Origin of the sequence: Paenibacillus sp. FSL W7-1332 (assembly GCF_037969785.1) — a bacterium.
Classification (GTDB): domain Bacteria; phylum Bacillota; class Bacilli; order Paenibacillales; family Paenibacillaceae; genus Paenibacillus_AQ.
The window spans coordinates 6335538-6357574 of sequence record NZ_CP150209.1 but is presented as its reverse complement, the minus strand read 5'-3'; the positions used below and the strand labels follow the sequence as shown (position 1 = coordinate 6357574).

General features: G+C 49.0%; 24 protein-coding genes and 1 other annotated feature. Of the genes, 15 read left to right on the top strand and 9 right to left on the bottom strand.

Annotated features, from left to right (window positions below; genetic code table 11):
* Positions 1–88: 88 nt before the first annotated feature.
* Together MKX98_RS28885 and MKX98_RS28880 are read left to right on the top strand one after the other, a co-directional pair.
* Positions 89–466 carry a globin gene (locus tag MKX98_RS28885; protein ID WP_071222368.1) on the top strand — a complete coding sequence of 126 codons (378 nt, stop codon included), beginning with the start codon at positions 89–91 and terminating at the stop codon, positions 464–466.
* A 57-nt stretch (positions 467–523) separates the two neighbouring features.
* Positions 524–1219, top strand: coding sequence for a DUF2225 domain-containing protein (locus MKX98_RS28880; protein WP_233355083.1), 696 nt, complete (start codon positions 524–526; stop codon positions 1217–1219).
* A 78-nt stretch (positions 1220–1297) separates the two neighbouring features.
* Here the strand turns inward: MKX98_RS28880 and MKX98_RS28875 are convergent, their stop codons facing one another.
* The gene (locus tag MKX98_RS28875) at positions 1298–1528 is read right to left on the bottom strand and encodes a hypothetical protein (protein ID WP_071222370.1); all 231 of its coding nucleotides are present in this window, start codon (positions 1526–1528) and stop codon (positions 1298–1300) included.
* Entirely contained in the window at positions 1525–1710 is a 186-nt protein-coding gene (locus MKX98_RS28870; RefSeq protein ID WP_071222371.1) for a YycC family protein, read from the bottom strand. The genes MKX98_RS28875 and MKX98_RS28870 overlap by 4 nt, the downstream gene beginning before the upstream one ends.
* A gap of 144 nt (positions 1711–1854) precedes the next feature.
* On the opposite strand from MKX98_RS28870, the gene MKX98_RS28865 reads away from it, so the two are divergent.
* Both MKX98_RS28865 and MKX98_RS28860 read left to right on the top strand, forming a co-directional pair.
* On the top strand, positions 1855–3648 hold the full coding sequence (locus MKX98_RS28865) for a M3 family oligoendopeptidase (protein WP_339219840.1): 1794 nt from the start codon (positions 1855–1857) through the stop codon (positions 3646–3648).
* Positions 3649–3935: 287 nt separating this feature from the next.
* Positions 3936–4340 carry an O-methyltransferase gene (locus tag MKX98_RS28860; protein WP_339219838.1) on the top strand — a complete coding sequence of 135 codons (405 nt, stop codon included), beginning with the start codon at positions 3936–3938 and terminating at the stop codon, positions 4338–4340.
* A 93-nt stretch (positions 4341–4433) separates the two neighbouring features.
* Here MKX98_RS28860 and MKX98_RS28855 read toward each other — a convergent pair whose 3' ends face one another.
* Both MKX98_RS28855 and MKX98_RS28850 read right to left on the bottom strand, forming a co-directional pair.
* Complete coding sequence (locus tag MKX98_RS28855) at positions 4434–4655, bottom strand: alpha/beta-type small acid-soluble spore protein (RefSeq protein WP_007131961.1); 222 nt, start codon at positions 4653–4655, stop codon at positions 4434–4436.
* A gap of 206 nt (positions 4656–4861) precedes the next feature.
* The gene (locus MKX98_RS28850; protein ID WP_339219836.1) at positions 4862–5854 is read right to left on the bottom strand and encodes an aldose 1-epimerase; all 993 of its coding nucleotides are present in this window, start codon (positions 5852–5854) and stop codon (positions 4862–4864) included.
* Positions 5855–6030: 176 nt separating this feature from the next.
* Positions 6031–6274 (top strand) — a binding site (T-box leader).
* A gap of 90 nt (positions 6275–6364) precedes the next feature.
* Between MKX98_RS28850 and trpS the strand changes: the two genes are divergently transcribed.
* A complete protein-coding gene (gene trpS / locus MKX98_RS28845) occupies positions 6365–7351 on the top strand; it encodes a tryptophan--tRNA ligase (protein ID WP_071222375.1) in 987 nt (328 codons plus the stop codon).
* A 13-nt stretch (positions 7352–7364) separates the two neighbouring features.
* Here the strand turns inward: trpS and MKX98_RS28840 are convergent, their stop codons facing one another.
* Positions 7365–7532, bottom strand: coding sequence for a hypothetical protein (locus tag MKX98_RS28840; protein ID WP_009592873.1), 168 nt, complete (start codon positions 7530–7532; stop codon positions 7365–7367).
* Between the two features lie 121 nt (positions 7533–7653).
* Between MKX98_RS28840 and MKX98_RS28835 the strand changes: the two genes are divergently transcribed.
* The 3 genes from MKX98_RS28835 to MKX98_RS28825 all read left to right on the top strand — a co-directional run bounded on the left by MKX98_RS28835 (position 7654) and on the right by MKX98_RS28825 (position 9793).
* Positions 7654–7872: an alpha/beta-type small acid-soluble spore protein gene (locus tag MKX98_RS28835; protein WP_015737431.1), complete on the top strand. Its 219-nt coding sequence runs from the start codon at positions 7654–7656 to the stop codon at positions 7870–7872.
* A 285-nt stretch (positions 7873–8157) separates the two neighbouring features.
* Positions 8158–9096 (top strand): heme o synthase, encoded by a 939-nt coding sequence (gene cyoE / locus MKX98_RS28830; protein ID WP_071222376.1) that lies wholly within the window; start codon positions 8158–8160, stop codon positions 9094–9096.
* Positions 9097–9175: 79 nt separating this feature from the next.
* Complete coding sequence (locus MKX98_RS28825) at positions 9176–9793, top strand: SCO family protein (protein WP_220683902.1); 618 nt, start codon at positions 9176–9178, stop codon at positions 9791–9793.
* A 75-nt stretch (positions 9794–9868) separates the two neighbouring features.
* Here MKX98_RS28825 and MKX98_RS28820 read toward each other — a convergent pair whose 3' ends face one another.
* Together MKX98_RS28820 and MKX98_RS28815 are read right to left on the bottom strand one after the other, a co-directional pair.
* A complete protein-coding gene (locus MKX98_RS28820) occupies positions 9869–10216 on the bottom strand; it encodes a toprim domain-containing protein (protein ID WP_071222378.1) in 348 nt (115 codons plus the stop codon).
* 433 nt (positions 10217–10649) lie between these two features.
* Complete coding sequence (locus tag MKX98_RS28815) at positions 10650–11822, bottom strand: MFS transporter (protein ID WP_220683903.1); 1173 nt, start codon at positions 11820–11822, stop codon at positions 10650–10652.
* A gap of 180 nt (positions 11823–12002) precedes the next feature.
* On the opposite strand from MKX98_RS28815, the gene MKX98_RS28810 reads away from it, so the two are divergent.
* From MKX98_RS28810 to MKX98_RS28800, 3 genes are all read left to right on the top strand, one after another.
* Entirely contained in the window at positions 12003–12449 is a 447-nt protein-coding gene (locus MKX98_RS28810) for a hypothetical protein (RefSeq protein ID WP_339219832.1), read from the top strand.
* Between the two features lie 113 nt (positions 12450–12562).
* On the top strand, positions 12563–13711 hold the full coding sequence (locus MKX98_RS28805) for a transglutaminase domain-containing protein (RefSeq protein ID WP_220683905.1): 1149 nt from the start codon (positions 12563–12565) through the stop codon (positions 13709–13711).
* A gap of 142 nt (positions 13712–13853) precedes the next feature.
* Positions 13854–15905 carry a penicillin-binding protein 2 gene (locus MKX98_RS28800; protein WP_339219831.1) on the top strand — a complete coding sequence of 684 codons (2052 nt, stop codon included), beginning with the start codon at positions 13854–13856 and terminating at the stop codon, positions 15903–15905.
* Positions 15906–15968: 63 nt separating this feature from the next.
* On the opposite strand, the gene MKX98_RS28795 is transcribed toward MKX98_RS28800, so the two are convergent.
* Positions 15969–16430, bottom strand: a complete 462-nt coding sequence (locus tag MKX98_RS28795; protein WP_220683907.1) for an SRPBCC family protein — start codon at positions 16428–16430, stop codon at positions 15969–15971.
* A gap of 259 nt (positions 16431–16689) precedes the next feature.
* Between MKX98_RS28795 and MKX98_RS28790 the strand changes: the two genes are divergently transcribed.
* The 3 genes from MKX98_RS28790 to MKX98_RS28780 are packed head-to-tail and all read left to right on the top strand — an operon-like array spanning position 16690 to position 19605.
* Positions 16690–17436: a Cof-type HAD-IIB family hydrolase gene (locus tag MKX98_RS28790; RefSeq protein WP_220683908.1), complete on the top strand. Its 747-nt coding sequence runs from the start codon at positions 16690–16692 to the stop codon at positions 17434–17436.
* Between the two features lie 7 nt (positions 17437–17443).
* The gene (locus MKX98_RS28785) at positions 17444–17923 is read left to right on the top strand and encodes a DUF456 family protein (RefSeq protein ID WP_071222385.1); all 480 of its coding nucleotides are present in this window, start codon (positions 17444–17446) and stop codon (positions 17921–17923) included.
* Positions 17924–17979: 56 nt separating this feature from the next.
* Positions 17980–19605: a polysaccharide biosynthesis protein gene (locus MKX98_RS28780; RefSeq protein ID WP_220683909.1), complete on the top strand. Its 1626-nt coding sequence runs from the start codon at positions 17980–17982 to the stop codon at positions 19603–19605.
* Between the two features lie 383 nt (positions 19606–19988).
* Here MKX98_RS28780 and MKX98_RS28775 read toward each other — a convergent pair whose 3' ends face one another.
* Positions 19989–21380, bottom strand: a complete 1392-nt coding sequence (locus MKX98_RS28775) for a DUF2515 family protein (protein ID WP_339219829.1) — start codon at positions 21378–21380, stop codon at positions 19989–19991.
* A 138-nt stretch (positions 21381–21518) separates the two neighbouring features.
* Here MKX98_RS28775 and MKX98_RS28770 point away from each other — a divergent pair, with 138 nt between their 5' ends.
* Positions 21519–21863, top strand: coding sequence for a thioredoxin family protein (locus MKX98_RS28770; RefSeq protein WP_071222388.1), 345 nt, complete (start codon positions 21519–21521; stop codon positions 21861–21863).
* Positions 21864–22037: the final 174 nt, after the last annotated feature.

The following is a 22037-nucleotide window of genomic DNA, read 5'->3' as shown; positions in this document are numbered from 1 at the left end:
TAGCGCCTTTTTTTGTCGTTTTTTTGGTATAATGGATAGGTACATCCAATCGAAAGCGTAACATAAAACAGATGGGAGATTAGCGGATATGAATCCGAACTTAAGCATCTATGATAACCTCGGGGGTGCCGAGGGTGTACGTTCGCTCGTCGAAGCTTTTTATCCGAGAGTGCAGCAAAATGAGCTGCTTTCGCCATTGTTTCCGGAAGATATTATGCCGGTGATGGAGAAGCAATATATGTTCTTGAGCCAGTTTTTTGGAGGGCCAGCCTTGTTCTCGGAAGCATTCGGACATCCGATGATGCGGGCCAGGCACATGAAATTCCCGATTACGGATCGCCATGCCGAAGAATGGCTTGGCTGCATGGCAGGAGCCCTAATCGAAATTGGCGTGGAGGATGAATTACGTGATTTTGTGCTGCAGCGTCTGTCCGGCCCCGCCCACCATTTCGTGAACACTCCTTAGTTCCAAAGACCTATTTCGAAACAGGAATTAGACACGAATGAAGGGATGGCGAATGGCGTGAAATTGGAACCCTTGTATTCCATCAAGGTGGTTTGCGCGCACTGTGAGCATGAATATGAAACATCCAGGGTAAGACCCAGCTTTAAAAAGGCATACCGTACAGATACGGATTTTTGCGCTTATTATAAATCGGAGAATCCCGATTTTTACGTGGTGCGGATCTGTCCTGAATGCGGTTTTGCCTCCACGGAAAACTCGACCCTGAAATTGAACGAACGGCAGAAGGCGCTCTTTCACGAGCAAGTCGGATGCCGCTGGGAGAAGAGGGATATGGGCGGCTCGCGCAATCTGGAGGATGCTCTGGAGTCGTACAAGCTGGCTCTCCTCTGCGCCCAAGTCATCGGGGAGCGGGATCGCATTGTGGCCAGCCTGCTGCATCATATCGCTTGGCTGTACCGGTATCAGGGCAACGAGGATCAAGAGAAGCGGTTCTTGAGTTATAGCCTGGAATCCTATGTTCGAGTGTTCGAGCTGGAAGGGGTAGGGGCGAATGATGCTAGGCTGCTGTATCTGATCGGAGAGATCCACCGCAGGCTGGGACAGTTTCAGGAGGCGGTTCAATGGTTCTCCAGAGTGGTCCAGGATGACAAGATTATGGACGCCGCGATGATACGCGCATCCAGAGAGCAATGGAAGCTGATATCCGAGCAGATACGGGAGCAGAAGAACGAGGCACTTAAGGCAGAGTCATAATGCAAATAGCCCGCTGAAGGGTGGGTCAGCAGGCTGTTGGACTAACACGAATAGCTAAACTCATGCTCTGCGGCGAAATCAGCGTAATCGCTGATCCGTGAGCAAGTAGTCGATGTCGCTGTCCAGCACGGTTACTTTGTTGTGGCAGCAGGGGAAGATCAGCAGCTTCTTTTTCCCTTCCCTTACGCTTATCAGCTCTTTGGGTTTCATCGGCAGCAATACATTGTCGGTTCCGCAGAATGGGCAGCTGTGTACATATACGTCGTTTCCGACGACATCATAGGGCCAAGTATTGGAAAAAGGAATCATGAGTTCTCCGATGATGGTGACTCATCGTCTTTTTTCGTTGCTTTCGCTTCTTCATTCTTGGCAAGCTCGGCAATTTTCTGCATTAATATATGCTGAGGCATGTGCATCAGCTGTTCCAGCGGAACGCCCAGCTGCTTGGACAGTGTAACCGCCGTCTCCGGTGATATTTGCAAAGGTCTCATGGCTTCTAGCTCCTCCAGCAGTAAATTGGTTGTAACAGGGATAACATAAATTGAGTTATATATAGTTATACACTTTTCCCTAAGTCCACACAAATGGTATTCCGCTTGAAATCATATTTTATTTCGAAAGGTGATGAATGTTCAATGGCACTTCAACAAACTTGGGATTTGGAATCGATATTTCCCGGAGGCTCTTCTTCACCGCAGCTCGTGAGCTTTCTTGAGACACTTGAGCAGGATGTACATAATCTTCAGCAAGCCGTTAAAGCACTGACCGTTCCGGATACCATGGATGGCGCAGCAAGCCTTGAACGCTTCCTTGAGCAGTTTCAGAGTGCCTATGCCCGCATCCGTGAAGTCTCTGCATTCGTGGGCTGCCTGACCGCGCAGAATGTGAATGACAAGAAGGCGGTTCAATTATCCGGACGGGTAACGTCGTTGTCCGCGACCCTGCAATCGATTAAGAACCAATTCGATAACGTTCTCCGTGGTATGAATGACGAACTCTGGACGGCTTGGACCGGTACGGATAAGGTGTCCGAGCTTGATTTCGTATTGAACGAAAGCCGTAATCTCGCCAAAGACAAGATGAGTCCCGAGTTAGAGAGCCTGGCTCTATCGCTTGGCGTAGACGGTTATCATGGATGGGGAGAGTTCTACGATACCATCGTTAAGAAAATCCAAATCCCATATGAGGAAGACGGTAAGACGGTCATGCTGTCCGCAGGACAGGCATTCAATAAAATGCATGATCCTCGCCGGGAAGTACGCCAATCCATGTTTGAAAAGTGGGAGCAGGCATGGGGAGACTCCGCTGATTACTGTGCGGATACCCTTAACCATTTATCCGGCTACCGCCTGAAGCTGTACGAGAACCGCGGCTGGGAGGATGTCTTGAAGGAGCCGCTCGCGATTGGCCGCATGAGCCGTGAGACCCTGGATACCATGTGGGCGGTCATCCAAGACACGAAGTCGGTGCTTGTGGAATACCTGAACCGCAAAGCGAAGCTGCTTGGTCTGGAAGGTTTGTCTTGGACTGATGTAGATGCCCCGCTGCGCACTTCCGCAACCAAAATCTCATATGACGATGCAGCTGTTAACATTGTGGAGCAATTCCGCAAGTTCAGCCCGAGATTGGCTGATTTCTCGCAAATGGCGTTCGACAAGAGCTGGATTGAGGTGGAGGATCGTCCCGGCAAGCGCCCTGGCGGTTTCTGTACCTCCTTCCCGGCAAGCGGCCAGACCCGAATCTTCATGACGTTTGGCGGAACGGCCTCGAACGTTTCGACCCTGGCTCATGAGCTCGGCCATGCCTACCATCAGCATCTGATGGGCGGAATTCCGGTGCTTAACCAAAAATATGCGATGAATGTTGCCGAGACGGCATCTACATTTGCCGAAATGATTGTTTTTGATGCGATGGTGAAGGGAGCCGGCAGCGAAGAAGAAAAGCTGGCCCTGCTGGAAGAGAAAATTCAGAACAGCGTAGCCTTCTTTATGAATATTCATGCACGTTTCTTGTTCGAAACCCGCTTCTATGACAAGCGGAAAAGCGGTCTGCTCAGCAGCGAGGAAATATCGGAATTGATGGTGGAAGCGCAGAAGGAAGCCTATTGTGATGCTCTGACATCATACCATCCGCATTTCTGGGCATCCAAGCTTCATTTCTATATTACCGGGACGCCGTTCTATAATTTCCCGTACACCTTCGGTTATATGTTCAGTACGGGCCTCTATGTTCGGGCATTGGAAGAAGGTCCGAGCTTTGCGGACAAATATGATGCACTTCTTCGCGACACCGGCGTGATGTCCGTGGAGGATCTGGCGAAGAAACACCTGAATGTGGATCTGACCCAGCGCGATTTCTGGCAAAGTGCAGCAGATTCCTGCGTATCCGACATTAAACAATTCCTGCAAATGACGGAGAATATGGCGTGATTTGTTGATTATCATCGGAATAACAGATAAGAATTTCCTTGGAGGACGTTTTCCTCTCAATACATGCAATTTCCAACCTATGGAGGAGCCCGATTCGGGCTTCTTTTTTTGTCGTAAAAGAATGAAAGTTGACGCAAAAAAGGAGCCGAAACCTAAATTATTTGTGCAATTTTAGTAATAAATACCCAAATGTGTTGAATATTGTTGATCCATTGATTCCTTTACCCTATAATGAGTCATAAGCCCTAATAATAGGGAGGATTTACTAATAAAGGAGGGGAGAAGAGATGGTAAAACTAGATCAATTATCACTGGCTAGACAATTGGACATCGTTTTTAAAGAGCTGGAAGAAGAGTTGGGAGGTCTTAGTTCAGGGACAGTATTTGTACAAATACGAAATAATGTAATTGGTAAATTTGGCATACGGCACAATCCATTGGCTGGGCGTAACGGAGTCATAGCTCCACTTGAGGAGGGGCTAAGTGAAGCTCAACAATTCTCTTTTCGTACGATGGCGCTTGAAAGTCTGAAACATAAACGCCACTGGACACACGGCGAAATCAGTTATGAATTTATGATACGACAAGGCATTGTTGTTGTAGATGCTGTCCTTGAATCCAACTATAACATGGCAAACTTGATGATTCGGTACCCTCGTAATACATATGCCGAAGCTGCTTCGGAAACCTGAAATCATTTATCATATAGAACATATAACGAAAGAGGCGATCTTTGGGGAGAAGATCGCCTCTTTCTAATTACGGCTGGAGGGAAGAGATGCGAATTACAGGTTCGAACGACCCGATAATTGCTGCTCAGCCAATTGAACCAGACGTTTGGTGATGTAACCTCCCAAAGAACCTGTTTCACGGGAAGTATAGTTACCCATGTAACCGTCTTGTGGAAGCGTCACACCCAGTTCTTGAGCAGCTTCTACTTTCAATTGTTGAAGAGCTGCAGTTGCTTGAGGTACGACAAGATTGTTAGAAGAACGACCTTGAGCCATGTCATGTCACCTCCTTTGATGTTGTATGTGGATATTATGACTGAATCCTAGGAATCTCATTCGTGCTGGAGGCAGATCATTGGCTGGTAAAATTATCCGAATGAAATTGTCGTTATCTAGACAAACAAGAGCAGCCCTTTGAAACAAAGGGCTGCTCTTGTTGAAACATTAAGTATATGAAGATCTTATGGTTCACCGGGGATTTGCTATTCCCCTTGCTCCGCCTCCGGTGTTGTTTTTTGGATGCTGATCTGGGTATTCAGGTTCACGGTCTGCCCCGGTTCCAGATGAATCAGACCGGTTTCTTCATTCGGCAGTTTTAAATTGGGCGCGTTCGGAAGCCAGGTATACGGCTCGATGCAAAGGAAGTCCTCTACGACGCCTTTCGTATAGAGCACCCAGTGCTTGAAAAAGGCGCGGTCAGCCGAATAATGAATTTGATAACCATCATCCCGTTGAAGCATGGCTTCAGCCGGTTTGCCCTCTGGAATTTTTAATATCGTATCCAGGTCGGCTTCCTTCAGGTTTAGTCCAGAATTCAGTTGTTCCAGATGGCCAAGCGGTGAAAAATCTCCGGTTGGGATCAGTTCATTATTCAAGGTATAAATACCCTCTACAGGCAGATCCAGCGTCCAGCGATGCGGCTCGCCATCAAGCAGGAACCACGTATGGTAACCCATGCCGAACGGGACAGGGCTGGAACCCAGATTCGTTACACGAAGACTCTGCGATAAGCGGGCCCCCTGAAGACGGAAGGTCATTTCCAGCTTCAGCGGTACTGGGAATTGGGCGATCCATTTCGGATCATCCGATGATATGAACTCTGTCGAAACGGCGCACCCATCATCATCTTCCTCTATGTCGCTGACACACCAAGCCTGTGATCGGTGGAGACCGTGGATATGATTGTCGTTCGCGGTATTTTGATCAAATTGATACGATGTTCCGCCGTACTCAAACTGGCCTTTGGAAATCCGGCCTGGCGGAATGAGCATCGGGATGCCGAAGTGATAGGGATTCTGAAGATAGAAGGCAAGCTCACTTTCATCTGGTTTTCGAAGGATTTCGCGTGAATTTTCAAGGTCTTTAATTCCAATGACATTGTTACCTAGACGAGGAAGGAGAGTCACTTCAAGACGGCCGCTGTTTAAAATATAGGTGTCGTAACCATTCCACTGGCCTTTGGTCACTTGATTCATATCGATGCTCCTTTACTAACAGAAATCATGGTCTGGACGATTAACCACATCATAACAGATTTTTACGGAAAGGGTAAAAGAAATGCTTCAAAACATCGGACGACTTGATTCCAAAATGGAATTGACAAGGGAGAGCAAGAGTTTTATCATTGCATGTAATAGTGATCCATTATGATTGAAACACGATGACAAGGACAAGTAAGCAGGTGCGGCCCATCCTTCAGAAAGCCGGTGGTTGATGTGAACCGGTGGATCCGCTTTGCTGAATGGACCTTTGAGTGCCAGGCTGAACAGGGATTATACTGATATTCCTTAATATGCCGGCCGGGTATTCTCCGTTACAAGAATGGAAGGCTGCAGCTTAAGTATTAGAGTTTACTGCAGCGAATTAGGGTGGCACCACGGTCTCACGTCCCTTGCGGATGTGAGGCCTTTTTGCGTTCATATATAATTCCTTGAGCGGGGCAGACTTTGGATAAAAGAATATTGTAAATAAATGGAGGGCTAGTCATGAAAACTGTATTATCGGGAATTCAGCCGAGTGGCAATTTGACACTGGGCAACTACATCGGAGCCATTAAAAATTTCGTTAAGCTCCAAGATGAGCATGATTGTTACTTTATGGTCGTCGATCTGCATGCCATTACGGTACCGCAGGAGCCAAGTTCGCTTAGAGATCGCTCCGAATCGGTTGCGGCACTGTACGTTGCAGCCGGAATCGACCCGAATCGTGCTAATATTTTTCTTCAATCCCATGTTCCTCAGCATGCCGAGCTGGGATGGATCATGACAACGATGGTCAATATGGGCGAATTGGAACGAATGACACAATTTAAGGACAAATCGGAGGGTAAAGATTCCGTAGGAGCCGGTTTGTTTGTCTATCCAGCGCTCATGGCTGCAGACATATTGCTGTATAATGCCAATCTGGTACCGGTAGGGGATGACCAGAAGCAGCATTTGGAAATCACGCGCGATTTAGCTGCACGGTTCAACCATCGGTTTGGTTCCTACTTCAATATGCCGGAACCGTTCATTCCGGAGGTAGGCGCACGAATTATGTCGCTGGACGATGCTTCTAAAAAGATGAGCAAAAGTAATCCGGTTGAGGGCAGTTATATTGCGATGCTGGACACGCCGGATCAAATACGCAAGAAAATCAGCCGGGCTACAACGGACTCCGGGGCCGAAGTGGTCTATGATCCGTCCGCTAAACCAGAGGTTAGCAATCTGATGAGCATTTATTCCGAGTGCGCTGGAGTATCCCTGCAGGAAGTACAGGCGCGTTTTGAAGGAAAGATGTACGGGGCATTCAAGAAGGAGCTTGGCGAAGTTGTAGTAGCCGCTCTGGAACCACTTCAAAACAGATACTACGAAATTCGCCAAACCGGTGAGATCCATGACATTCTGGCCAAGGGAGCAGAGCAGGCACAGAAGACTGCGGCTCAAATACTGGATGGCGTCAAGGACAAGATGGGCTTTCTGGCTCGTAAATAAGCAGGGTGCTTCCTTAAGAAGGCTTGCGTTTGGATTTGATGATGAATCCCCAGCCTATATTGAGAATGGAGAGTAGAGCGAGACCGACGGCCAGAAATCCGTTGTAGCTGATGGAGATGGCCGAAGCGGTCAGCAGGACGATCGAAGAGACCGCAAACCATAGGGATAAGCCTTTACTCATATGAAAAAAACCTCCAAAGATAAAAATTCAAAAAATACGTATAACGTTGCAAGAAGGAGCCATAATAAGTTTGCAAGCTTGCACTGGAATAACAGACATTCAGTGAAGGGAGATATTTAATATGGCACGCCGCAGCAACAATTTGGTTGTACCTCAAGCTACTGCAGCATTACAACGTTTGAAACTCGAGGCTGCTCAAGAACTAGGCGTAACGATTCCTCAGGACGGTTACTATGGTAACTATACTTCCCGTGAAACAGGATCCCTGGGTGGATACATTACAAAACGTTTGGTACAGCAAGCTGAACAGGCTCTTTCGGGGTCTGGCCGCACGCTGTAATCTCTTTCTCATAACGTGAGTATGGAAGCCCGGAGCGCTATCATTGCGCTCCGGGCTTTGTATTCATATTACGGGATCGACACTCACCTTTGCTACATAGACAAATTGTGCCTTAAACAACGGCATGACGTCAAGAATAGATCGCTTCCAAATGTCACTGAATTGTCATATAGATGGAACGAATTCCGAAGGATTGCTAAACACTTTTTACTAATGATATGATAAACTTTATAGCGGAGGCAGTACTTCCTCCATAACGACAGATACAAGGAGGAACGTTTACACGTGGATAATCACTTGAGATACCAGGCTCCTTCAGAATCCGCAGCACTTGCCTCGGCAGCGCCTGCACCTCCCGATAAAGCGGGGACTTGGAAAGATTTTATCACGGTGACGAAGCCCGGAATCATCCGGTCAAATTTGATAGCTGCTTTTGCCGGATTTTGGCTAGCATCGCGTTGGGATATCCAATTTGGATTGATGATTATGACACTTCTCGGAACCGTGCTTGTTATGGCTTCGTCCTGTGTTTTCAATAACTATTTCGACAGAGAGCTCGACATGAAGATGGAGCGCACACGGAATCGCTCACTTCCAACCGGACGGCTGACACCTAAGGTTGTTCTTTGGTATGCCATCATACTTGGGGTCGTTGGACTAGCTATGTTATTCCTGTTCTCAGGGGTATTGGCCGGGATATTCGGAGCGATCGGAATGTTCGTATACGTTGTGGTATACACATTATGGCTAAAGCGTTCATCAACATGGAGCACATCGGTAGGCGCTATTTCCGGAGCGATGCCTCCGGTGATCGGCTATGTGGCCGTGACAGGAAGCGTAGATATGGCTGCGGTGCTGCTGTTCGCACTTCTGTTTCTGTGGCAGCCGCCACATTTCTGGGCGCTGGGCATTCGCCGCGTTGAAGAGTATCGCGCAGCGGGCTTCCCGTTATTGCCGGTTGTTAAAGGAATTAAACGCACGAAGTATCAGATGATTCCTTACCTGGTGTTACTTATTCCGATCCCTATTCTGATGTACACGTATGGGTACGCCGGTATTTTTTTTCTGGTTATCGGACTCTTCCTGGCTGTTTGGTGGCTCTACGCCGCACTCCAAGGTTTCCGTGCCAAGGACGATGAAGCTTGGTCCAAAAAAGTATTTATTATCTCCATCAACTACTTGACCTTGAGCCTGATCGTTCTCATACTCAATACCACCTTTTAATAGGTGGAAGGGCTTAAACGCTACACTAAACCTGATAAGAACAGGGATTGCCTGAGACGAAGGGAGAACGGGGAAGGTCATGAATGCATTCAAACGTTACAAATGGACTTGGGTACTACTCGCTGTCTGTGTAATAGCAGCAATTTACCTGGTATACAATTCGCTGGGATTCGGAAAAGAAAAGTTTCCTATCGTTCGTGAGGTTGCCGCTTATTCCATGGAGAATGTGGATGGAAAGACGATCACATCGGATGATACCAAAGGCAAGGTGAAGCTCATGTACTTCTATTTCACCAGCTGCCCAGATGTGTGCCCGATTACGACACTGGTACTTTCGCAAATACAGGAAGACTTGAAGAAAGAGGGCCTCTTCGGTAAAGAGGTTAACTTCGTGTCCATCTCCTTTGATCCGGAAACCGATACAAAAGAGAAGATTAAGGAATTCGGGGACCGTTTCTATGCTGATTATAGCGGCTGGTACTTCCTTCGTGGAGATCAGGAGGAAACACGGAAGCTGATGCAGGACTCTTTCAAAATCCCGCTGCTCGGCAATAACTCGACGAATTTCACGCATGGCAATTCCATTGCATTGGTTGACCGGGACAACAATATTCGGAAGACTTATAATGCAGCAGACCCGGCCGAAGTGAAGACCGAGGATATTGTGAAGGACATTAAGTCCTTAATTAAGGAATAACCTATAGGTAAAACCAAAAGGCGCGCTCTATCGTTAAGGATGGAGACGCCTTTTTATTATTTTAAAACAAGGTCATCAGAATTCAGCAGGAGGCGGGTAAATGATGAACTCTTCCAGCCCGGCCTTCTCTAACTGGGCAATCAGGTACTCGTCAGGCGTTCCTTCAACTCCGGCGTAACCCCGGCGCGTATAAATCTGTTCGGCATCAGGAAAGATGTCGCGCAGGGCACCGCGAATTTTTTTGCCGGAGCTGTCGTTATCCATAAAAAGATAGACCTCTTGATCCTTCACCTGTTTATGAAGGCTTTCAAGCTTGGCGGTGTTTAACGTTCCGAACGTGCACAAGATGGTTATATCTGATGTCAGCAATCGGCGTAGTCGACTCCTGTCGTTCTTACCCTCTACGATGATGAATATCGGCATCTTTTTTCACCTCTGTCATGATACGGAGATCCTTGGCGGCATTCCCCGGGAAATGATAATCCGCCGTCGAATGATGGATATGTCGAATGGTGTATGTATAGTGTAACTTGTTTCTTGCCGATCATGCAAAGCAGGCAAAATAAACGGCCATCCAGTGGATGGCCGCAACAAGATTAACCCATGTATTCTAGTAGAAACAGCTCAAGATGATGACGAGCAGAATATACAATACAAGAACCATTCCTACAGAATTTCCATGGCCTCCTGTATGACAATGTTTATGATGATGAACATGACTCATGATTACTTCACCCCTTGGTTAGATGTACGTGGTCATTTGCCACACTGTATCTTATGTGGATTTACCCATATGGACTGTGTGTTGGCCCATCCGCATCTTTTTGGGCGCTGACTCAAGCCAGATACAGCTTCCTCAGACGGTTGAGATTGGGGCTTCCGGTGAGATGGCCGTTAAAGGGGCTTCACGATTGCGTTTGGGGAGCAGCAGCAGAACGGTCATCAGCATCAGAAACGCGATGAAATAAGGTGACACCACCGTTCGGAGCTGTCCAGCCGCAATAGGGCCGACAAAGGAACCAAGCGACATGGCGATGGATTGAAATGAGAATACTTTCCCGAGTCTGCCTCCGCCGCTTAGCTCGATGAACAATGAGGATAATGCCGGAAACAGCAATCCTTTAGCTAGCCCGAGTGCAAACAGGATGATCATAATCGGTACATGGTCAGCTGCGGCCAGAGCGTAGAAGCAAATCGCCAGCCCCAATACGCCGATGGCTACTCTGATATGGGGCGCATAACGATTAAGAAACAGCATGCTTAATGTGACCAAAGCTCCAAGACTAATGACGGAGAATAGAAGTCCGGTGGACATAATGCTTGCCAGCCCGCTTTCTCGCAGCGGTATTTCAAAAAACAGGATTCCTTGAGAGCATGCGATAGCAAACGGAATCAAATATAAACGCAAGCTAAAAGGAAGCCGCGCCGGTGCCCCGTTGTTGATCGGAACAGCAGCCTGACCTTTATCCTTAGCAGTGGCTGACAGAGGCTTCGGGAGACTAAGAAACGCCATCAAACCGGTGAAAATCAAAAGCCAGCCCAGACTCTGGAATGTACCGGAAAATCCTGCTTTGGCTACAATGAAAGCGCCGGCGGCCGGGGACAAGACGGAGGCAAGAGTGTGTATTACGCCATGACCGGACATATATTTGCCTTGCGTAACAGGATCCCGGGAGAGTGACGCAAGCAGTGCCAGACAGGCCGGTGACAAAAAGGCCAGAACGAATCCGCTGATTGAGCGGAGCACGAGCAGCTGCCAGGGCAATTGGACATGAGCCTGGAGCAGCAGGATCACACCAGCGGCGGTTAAGCTGAAAATAATGTAGCGTCTGCTGCCGTGCCGATCGATCAGATTGCCTGCAAGCAGATTGCCAGGCAGATGGGTCAGAGCATAAATGCCCATCATCCAGCCGATAAACGTAGGGGCTGCGCCAAGAGAGATGGCAAAAGGCGTCAGTACAGGATACTGAGCATGCAAATCAAAAAACGCCAGAAACAAAAACATATAGAGCCATAAAGCGGTTTTCAATATGGCACCCTCCTATCCGGCAAGTTGATATTGTTACTACTACTTGTACGTTCGAAAGGGCAAGCTTATACCTTTTTGTGAAAAGACCCGGTTGGCTGACAGCTTTGCGGGGTATCATGTATAATTAATAAGACGGCCATGAACCGCCGCTTTTGAAACGATGAACGGGAGTGAATTGTATTGGATACTCAGGTCTGGATTGAATTTCTCAAACAAAACTGGCTGGTCATTGCCATCGCCTTAATTATCTTGTTTATTGTGCTGAACGTGGTGAGAACCGTCATTAAGTGGGCGCTGGCCGTACTTATTATCGTGGGATTGTTAGTGTACAGCGGAATTTCCTTAGATAAAATCGGCGAGGTTGTAACCACGGTGAAGGAAGAAACGGTAGACACGATAAAAAAAGAAGCGCTGAACATGATGATGAAAGAAGCGAAGGAAGCGAAATATACCTCGAACGAGGACGGTACCTACTCCATTAAAGCTCCCAATCTGGAGCTGAAAGGAAGCGCCGGTTCCGAAGAGGTTGAAGTGACTTTCCGCGGAGTTTCGGTAGGGAAGTGGGATATCAACGATACGATTCAGAACTTTATCGACGATGCCAAGAGCAATACGGCCTCTAAATAAAAAAAGATAGAACAACGCAATCGGAAGCGAATGTACGAGGGCGGCAGCGTTGTTCGTGCTGCAGCTCGATTACATCGGTTGACAAGACATCATGGGGAGAGGAGGGGATACCGTTGATGTCGGCATGGAAGGATAGTGTGCTGGGTGGAAACGGAATCACCATCTTGCTGCTGCTGATTGTGGCTTTTTCACTAATACAGGGATGGAGTCGCGGAGCCTCCCGGTCAGCCGGGAAGCTTGTTTTTTTTCTGGGGGATGCGGTGCTGCGCCTGGTCGGGCTTGCGATCTCCGTTCCTTTTACATTATGGTTATCACCTAAAGTAGGCGATTGGCTGGGTACGGTCTCCACTTTACCGAATCGAGAGCTGCGCTTCTGGGAACAGATTTATTATACAGCCGTAAAATCGCTGGCGGATTTCCCGCTGCTGCGGTTTGCGGTGCTGTTTATGTTAAGTTACGCCCTTATCGTATTTATGCTGCGTCTGCTCGTGTCCCTGATTATGGGAGGCAGGCTGGGACTCTTCGAAACGAGAAAAGATACATCGGCATCGCTGCTGAGCCGGCTAACAGGTGCGGGAATTGGCGTCATCATGGGCGCAGCGCGGAGCATTATTGTTATTGCGATCTTATTCATCTACGTCAGTTTGAATCCCGATCACGGCTTTAGCCGGTACGTTGAGGCTTCACCCGTTTATCAACAGGGGGCGAAGGCAGTAATAGAGCCTTTATCGGGCTCTCTCGTCCGCGAGAAGCTGCCGGTCTTTACCCAATCGGTTCAGGAAGAATTGAACGGGATCATTCAGCGGAAGTATGAGGTCATCGACCACAAGATTCCCGAGGGCATTGAGCAGACGGCAGCCCATGTTGTAAAGGGTTCGTCAACCGATGAAGAGAAAGCGCGAAAGCTCTATGATTGGGTTGGCAGCCGGATAACATATGATCACGACAAAGTGACCTTGTACGAAGAGCAGCGGATATGGAAAGAGCAGACACCGCAGGATACGTATGACACCAGGTTAGGCGTGTGCATTGATTATGCCCGGCTGTATGCCATGATGGCCCGGTCTCAGGATCTGAAAGTCCGGGTCGTAACCGGCAGGGGATATAATGGCCAAGGCGGTTATGGTCCGCATGCCTGGAATGAGGTCTACTTGAGTGAAGAGAAGCGATGGATACCGCTGGACCCGACCTGGGCACAGAGCGGAAACTGGTTTAACCCGCCTCGCTTTAATGAAACGCATATTAAGGAGCAGGTGTTTTGATCGTGTGTTGATATGGAGAAGGGCGGACTTTGGAGCAAGGGAAGTCCGCCCTTTCTCATCAGGAGGGCCCTTCCAGATGAAGTGGGGGGGCGTTTATGTTAATATGGGTTTATGTGATTGTGGATAAAGGGGAGAAGCATACGTGAAAGGGTTTAGGCCGGATAAGCGCAAACAAGAAGAACAAGATGCCGGCAGTCAGTTTAACTTGCGGGTTAATCTATTTTTTTTCAGCACTTTTATCATATTCTGTGTCATTATTATACGCCTTGCTATACTGCAGTTTGTTGAAGGACCTGAGCTAAAAGAGCTCGAAACCGGCGGACAGGTTAAAAATTTCCCGCTTCAGCCGATCCGGGGCAGCATCATTGATGCTTCCGGAACGCCGCTTGCCTACTCGACACCCTCCCAAGCACTGTATTTAACGCTGTTAAAGGATTACAGTTCATCCGAACGAGGGAAGAAGAACCGTCCGGAAATCGAAAAGCTGGCCGAGGAAATGGTCAGGGTCTTCGATCAATACGGTGATCCGAAAGCAGAGAAGCTAACGGTGGATGATGTGATCAAAGCGTTGGACCTGGAGTTTAACAAGCAGCCGGGTTATGAGCCAAGACGCATTAAGGCGAATCTCTCAACTAAAGAAGTGGCTTACTTTATGGAGCATAAGAACGAGTATCCCGGAGTCGAGGTCGTGGAAGAGAGCCAGCGTCAATACAACCCGGACAAGATCGCCGTTCAAACGATTGGTTATTTGAAAGAGTTCCGAGGCATTAAGACACTGGATAAATATAAGGAGATCGATGAGCAGAACAAGAAGCAAAAGGATCCGGGACTTATCTACACGGAGCAGGAGAAGGTCGGCGTAGACGGACTCGAAATGATGTTCCAGGATGAGCTGCGCGGCAAGAACGGATATATCGGCATTCCGATTAATCCGCAGAACATGGCGGACGGGGTACCGACCATGATTGCCCCGGAGAAGGGTTACAACATCCATACGACGATTCATAAGGACATCCAAAAAGCTACGCAGCAGGCGATCATCGATCAGCTGAAATGGCTGCACACCAATCCGGTTTCCGGCAAAACGCATCCGAATGCGCTCACGGGTTATGCGGTAGCGATGGAAGTGGATACCGGCAACATTGTCGCCATGGCCAGCATGCCGGACTATGACCCCAACGTATGGGAGAATGGAACCGACGATTGGGAAACCGTCATGAAGTATTACGGCAACGGTACGATCTCTCCGTACAGTTCCGGGCGCTCCGGCAACAATCTGGAATCGGTCGTGCTGCTCGGCTCCACGATGAAACCTTTGTCGGTGCTCATCGGGCTTAACGAAAACTTGTTTGGGCCGAACGATTACTATCCTGATTCAGGTGCTGCATTCTTCGGTAAAGATAATACGAGGGTTCGGAACTCCGGCGGTAAAGCCTACGGGTCCCTGAACGCAAGAAAAGCGATCGAGCATTCCTCCAATGCCTTTATGGTTGACTGGATTGGGGAAAAGCTGTACAACAAGTACGGCTCCGAATCCGTTGATGTATGGGATAAGTACATGAAGAAATTCGGGCTTGGGGTATCAACCGAATCCGGTCTGCCGAAGGAGCATAAAGGCATCATCGAATATACCAACATCGAGCAGGCGGGGAGTTATCTGGCTGCCATGGCGTACGCCTCCTTCGGACAGTCCGGTAAATATACGACGCTCCAATTGGCGCAGTATGCCAGCACGCTTGCCAATCGGGGAGAACGCATTCGGCCGCAGCTTGCGAGCAAGATTGTGGATCAGGACGGCAATGTGATCAAGGAATTCAAACGCGAGGTATTAAATAAAGCGGAATTCCCAGAGCAGTACTGGAATGAAGTCATTGCAGGGATGAATACGCAAGGACTTCGAGCATTTGAAGATTTTAAATATGATTTTGCACGGAAGACAGGAACATCCGAGCAGGATATTTATAAAAACGGTACTCGGATCCGGGTGGAGAACGGGGTGTTCATCGCCTTTGCTCCACGGCAAAATCCGAAGCTGGCCGTCGCCGTGGTCATTCCGGAAGCAGGCTTCGGTTCCCAGAGTGCCGCGCCGGTTGCCCGTAAAATTTTTGACGCGTATGACGAGATTTACGGACTCGACGGTACGCCTCATCCTAAAAAAACCGAGGGTGAGAATGGGGATGGCAGTAACGAATAAGAGGATATTTTCAAAAACGGCAGCCAAGTGCCCTCAATGGGTTGGCTGCCGTTTTTTTATCCGTTACACATGGGCGTCTGGAGCTTTGTCCGCCACCAGATTAAGGACGACGTTAAACTCCAGCAGCGCTTTGAGGCCGCAGAGTACCATGGTGTATCCTCCCATGGAATCAATAGCTCCCTGTACCATTTCATCCGCATTGCCTGTAAATCCGGAGTGGGTAATGGCAACGAAGGTCTCATGATCGCCCCGTGGCGTGAATGTCCACTCGGTTTTGGTCTGGTCCGAAGACTCGATCGCGATGCGGTGATTGACTTCGATATGTTGAACGTACACGTCATCATGGACCCCGTACATCTCCCAATCCCAGCGAATATGGCTGCCTTCCTCCAGCTTGCCGCTGCTTTTGGTAAACCAGAACTTGGTTGTAATCTCAGGATCGATGAAAGCCTCGAATACTTCTGAAACGGGTCTTCGAATCAACATCTCTGCCGTCACGACAGGTGTCTCATTGAGTTTGGTCATATGAATTTTATGACTCCTTTCGGGGTTGTCTTCAGTAATATCGTAGCATATAGGTATTCATATTCTTTCTTTTACATTGCTCATTTATTTCAAGGGTCGTGTGCTTTGTTCGAGAGCTTGGGAAATACTACTTGAGGCTAGCGTTACCTCAGTTTTGGCATGTCCGGGGCGGCTATTCATAGGGGAAATGTTTTGACGCCATGCCTTTTGTGGTAAAATGTCGTTATGTTTGCTTGTGATTCGTAAGGGGGTTAATACCATGAAACATAAATATCGATTGTTGGCACTGGATATGGACGGTACGCTGCTGCGGGACGATCATGAAGTGTCTGAGGAAACGGTGAAGTGGATCAAGGAAGCGGTAGGGCACGGCATTCATGTCTGTCTATCGACAGGCCGGCCGTTTCAGGACGCGTATCCGTATGCCAAACAGCTTGAACTGACGACACCGATGGTAACGGTGAACGGAGGCGAGGTATGGCGTGCGCCATATGAATTACACCGCCGCGCATTGCTCGACAGCAAGCTCGTGGAGCAAATGCACGCACTGGCCATTGAAACCGGATCATGGTTCTGGGCGTATTCAGTAGAAAGATTGTATAACTCTGAGAACTGGACCGACGATATCGCGAATCAGGAATGGCTGAAATTCGGTTACACCACGAATGATCATGAGGTGCGTCACAACATTTTGATGCGCCTGCAGGATATGGGCGGACTGGAGATCACGAACTCCTCGCCGGATAACCTGGAAATCAATCCGCAGGGCGTTAACAAAGCGACCGGAATCGGACAGGTGTGCGAGCTGCTCGGCATTAGCATGTCCGAAGTCGTAGCCGTAGGCGACAGCTTGAACGACCTGGCTGTGATTCAGCAGGCCGGCCTCGGCGTGGCGATGGGCAATGCCCAGCAGACGGTTAAGGATGAAGCGGACCTTGTGGTTTCCAGCAACAATGAGGACGGCATCGTTGAGGTCATCAGGGATCATATTTTGATCGAAAGGTGAGATGTTGATGGACATATTGGGCTGGATTATCGTTATCGCTCTGTTTATCATTGGGATGGCCGGAGCGATTTACCCTATTCTGCCGGGGGTTGTCGCCATTTATCTGGCGCTGTTCGTTTACGGCTGGTTCTTTACATTCGAGCATTACAATTCATGGTTCTGGATTATTCAGACCATCATTCTGGTGGTGCTCTTCATTGCCGATTATGCGGTTAACGCCTGGGGGGTTAAGAAGCTCGGCGGTTCCAAAGCCTCGATATGGGGCAGCACCATCGGTTTAATTATCGGGCCGTTCGTTATTCCCGCTTTTGGATTGATTATCGGACCGTTCCTCGGAGCATTTTTGGGTGAAATGCTGGCAGGTTCGGGACCGAGCAAATCCATGAAGGTTGGATTCGGATCGGTCATTGGATTGTTCAGCAGCATTGTGGTGAAGGTTATTTTACAGCTCGCGATGATTGTTATTTTCTTCATTTGGATTTTCTAATAGACGCTTAGGAATCGCTGTAAGAGGCGCTTTGGAGGAGAAAGAAGGGTACGGTTTTGTCAAAGAAAGAGTCATTTATTAAAGGTACGATCATCTTGGCCGCTGCTGCGTTGGTAGCCCGAGTACTGGGGCTCGTCCAGCGGGTGCCGCTGGAGCATATGCTGGATGATATAGGGGATGCCTCATTTACGATCGCCAATGCCGTGTATTTAATGCTGTTAACGGTAGCAACGGCCGGCATTCCCAGCACGCTCAGTAAAATGGTATCTGAGCGCCATGCTTTGAACAAGCCAGCGGAGGCCCGTCGTGTCTATCATGCTGCGCTTATTTTTGCCGGAGCAGCAGGCGTTGTCATGACGCTGCTGCTTTATTTCGGAGCCCCTTATTATGCTACCCATATTGCTAAGCAGCCGGAGGCCGCCGCGGCCATTCAGGCATTGGCCCCAGCGCTGCTGCTGTTTCCGGCCATCGCCATGATGCGGGGATACTTCCAGGGACGCAATAATATGGCGGCTGGCGGCATATCGCAGATTATTGAGCAGATTGCACGGGTTGTGACAGCGATCGGTTTGGCCTATGTGCTGCTGCGGATGGGTTACGACGATACCTGGATTGCAGCCGGCGCCTCCTTCGGGGGCGTACTCGGCAGTATCGGAGCATTTGCAGTCATGCTGTACTTCACGGTTAAACTTCGTCGAAGTGATCGTGAGCTCAAGATGCCGGCAGCGGACCGTTCCATTCCGCTTGGCGGGATATACCGGGATATATTCACGTTGTCTATACCGATTGTGCTGTCTTCCCTGGCGGTTCCGGCTGTTTACTTTATTGACAGCTCGATCGTCAAGCCGCTGTTGATCGGACAGATTGGTTTGGAACAGGCGACTGCAGCCCTCGCTGTACTGGGAAATCGGGCGCAGAGCGTCGCGGGGATTCCGCCGATTCTAGCCATTGCCCTGAGCACCTCGCTCATTCCGATCATCTCTGCAGCGTTTGCGAAGAAAGATCAGGAGCATCTGGAACAGCAAGTATCGCTGGCTATGCGTATTGCCATTTTAACAGGCATGCCGATGGTGATTGCGCTATGCGTGGCATCCTATTCCATTAATGGTTTGCTGTTCAGTTCCTTGGGCGGCAGCGGGATTATTGGATTTCTGACGTTCGGTACGATTTTCCAAATCACGATGATGACCACAAATTCCATTCTTCTCGGAATCGGCAAGGCCAAGCTCTCGATGATTCACGTGATGGTTGGGGTTGTGGTCAAGCTTGCAGCCAGCTTCCTGCTTGCTCCGTTCTTTGGAATCTACGGGATCATAGGGAGCACGGCGCTCTGTTTCCTTGTCATTACGATACTGAATATAAGATCGATTAAAAGGATTGTATCCTTCTCCATCCTGGGCAAACGCTGGACGGGCTTCGTGCTGACGGTGATTGCTGCCGGGGGAATCGGATATGGCCTGAATCTGGCCGGTATTCAAATGGTCGATGTCATGCCGGCACGGTTGGCATTCCTGCTGACTTGCCTGGTTGTAGGCGTGGCCGTAGTCATTATATATCTTGTCCTGCTGGTGGTGTTTGGCGTATTGCGGCAATCGGAGCTGAGCAGTTACCCGCGCCTACTGCAGAAGGTGTTCCGTCCGCTTATGAGACTGCAGCCTGCACGTATGCGGGAGCGGGGATAGAGACATAGACTAAGTTTCACTTATAGAGGTTGTTCAAAAAGTCCGCTTTTGATAAGAAAACCTCTATCGAGGCCACTTCAAGGATGAGCGACCGCGATGCATAGGTAGGTTTTCTTGCGATATAGAATTTCATCAGTTCCACTGATAACTCATAAATTCTATATCTAACACGAAGGGAATCAGGAAGCAGCTCTGCATCGAATCTTGAATTCAGCCGGGCCTAAGTAAAAGCTTCCGAAGCATGTTTCCTGCGGAAACATATCAGGTGCTCACGTACCCAAACGTTCGGTGCTGAAAATCGACCTTTTTGAACACGCACTTATCGTGGTAAATAGAACCGAAAAGAGACCTTCCTTGCAGTATCGGGACGGTCTCTTTTCATTTTAATGCGGATGGAACTGATCAGACACATCATGCACGATGGAGGTTTTCTCCAGAGCGGCCCGATGGGCGTGGGTAATATCCGGCAGCAGCGGCCGTAACGGTTTGCGGATATGCCTAAACATCGCACGGCCCTGAAACCAGTCGTACCGGGGAATCGGCTCGGGGGGGTCATCCTCCCAGATCTCCTCAAGATAAGGGCTGTACAGACGTTGGCCACCCGGGAGCCATTCGGAAGTGATGAGGTCAGATCCCGCGTGGCCATGATTCATGGCTTGCTCAAGGGTCGGCGTAAATAAGCCCGGCCAGTATTCAGCGCGCGATCCTTGGTGCTTGGTGGATCGCGCGAAGGCCAGCACAGCGCGGTAAATCTCCTCATACCCAAACAATAAAGCATACAGCGAACGGCCAGCCTTGATCCGAATGGACAGGTCGTCAAACTTGGGGATGGTAAGTCCGGCCAGCGGCCTGGTTGGGGATAGGAGCTTTGGCCCAGCGCTTTCCCCCGACTCTGTTCGTTGGACTTGACCCAGCGGAAACACGATTTGATTCAACCGGGTCAGCTCATGCATCCGAAAGAAGGGATTCTCCAGAATATGTTGTTGGTAAAAAGGATGTCTCGCCACACGCCCCTCAATATAGTTCTGTTCATTAATGATGAGTGCCACCGTAAGCAGCGAACTGCTCTGATCCTGCCAGAACTGTTCCCAGAACGGTGTCATGAACGATGAAACATGAAAGTGGGGGAGTAAATGAAATAGGGGCTTGCCTTTATTTCGACTGTGTATATAGAGAAGCAGCTGGGGGTAGGCGTCCTGGAAAATCAGCGCATTGCAGCGCTCCAGGAAACGGTACAGATTGCTCTTGAATGTCGGATCCGTGAGATCCGACATCAATCCGCCTTTCAGATCGCTCATATTCCACCCGGCATTACGCGATACCATATGGGCCAGCAAAGCCCAATGCAGCTCAGGATGCGATATATAACAGTCCAAATAGGCTTGCGTACGCGTTACGTTGCTCCGGTTGGCTGCGGCTGCGGCCTCCTGAATATGATGAATCAACTGCTGCTCTTCTTGGGATAGCTGAACATCTGCACCTGGTTCATGAATCCGAATATCGCTATACCCTTGCATGGAAGGCAGCGGAAACTTGGTAACGCTCTGCTGCAGATAGGGATGGGAGTATAGGATTTCCTTGAGCTTTACGCGAATTCCCCTTACCGCTGCAGGGTCCCATTGCAATTCGTGTCTGCTTGTCCGGAGCTTTAAGGAGAATCGCCATGATGCAATCATCCCCGACCATGATTCTGTCAGGGCCTGCGGAATGGCTGACGCCCATGACCATACATCCTTGCCCTGGTTTTTTTTATTTTTGACTCCGTTCGAGTGCATTCGGGGGTCACCTGCACTTTCTGATGGTTAATCCCTGCCTGTGAACATCATAATGTCAGTATGCTCTAAAATTTGACTTCCACTCAACATTTTGATTCACTAAGGGTGAAGGAACTCGACGTAAAGGGGAGATAATCAATGGAAAAAATCACTTCGGAAGCAGAATTTCAGGTTGCAATCCAGTCTCCGCGACTGACTGTTGCCGTATTTAAAGCAGACTGGTGCGGCGATTGCAAGTTTATCGATCCATTCATGCCGGAGGTTGAGACGAAGTTCTCAAACCAATTGACTCTGGTAGAGGTTGACGTCGATGCTGTCGGTGACGTGAGTCAGCAGCAAAATATTTTGGGTATCCCCAGCTTTGTTGCATACTCCGATGGACGCGAGCTGGTTCGCTATGTTAACAAACTCCGCAAATCGCGCGAGGAAATTGAAGATTTCCTGCAGCGTGCCGTGGACGTATACAGTACGATTCATAAGTAAGGGTGACCATAGCACCGCAGCCTTGATCTATAACTGGCGGCGGTGTTGTTTTATATATCGAATAAAGATATGGCGATGAAGTCAAGTACCTGGATCATGAAGGTTTTTCTCATTTTTGAACATTTTGTCACAATCGCTCAAGTGACCGTGGCGGCAGAATCAGGTATAATGAAA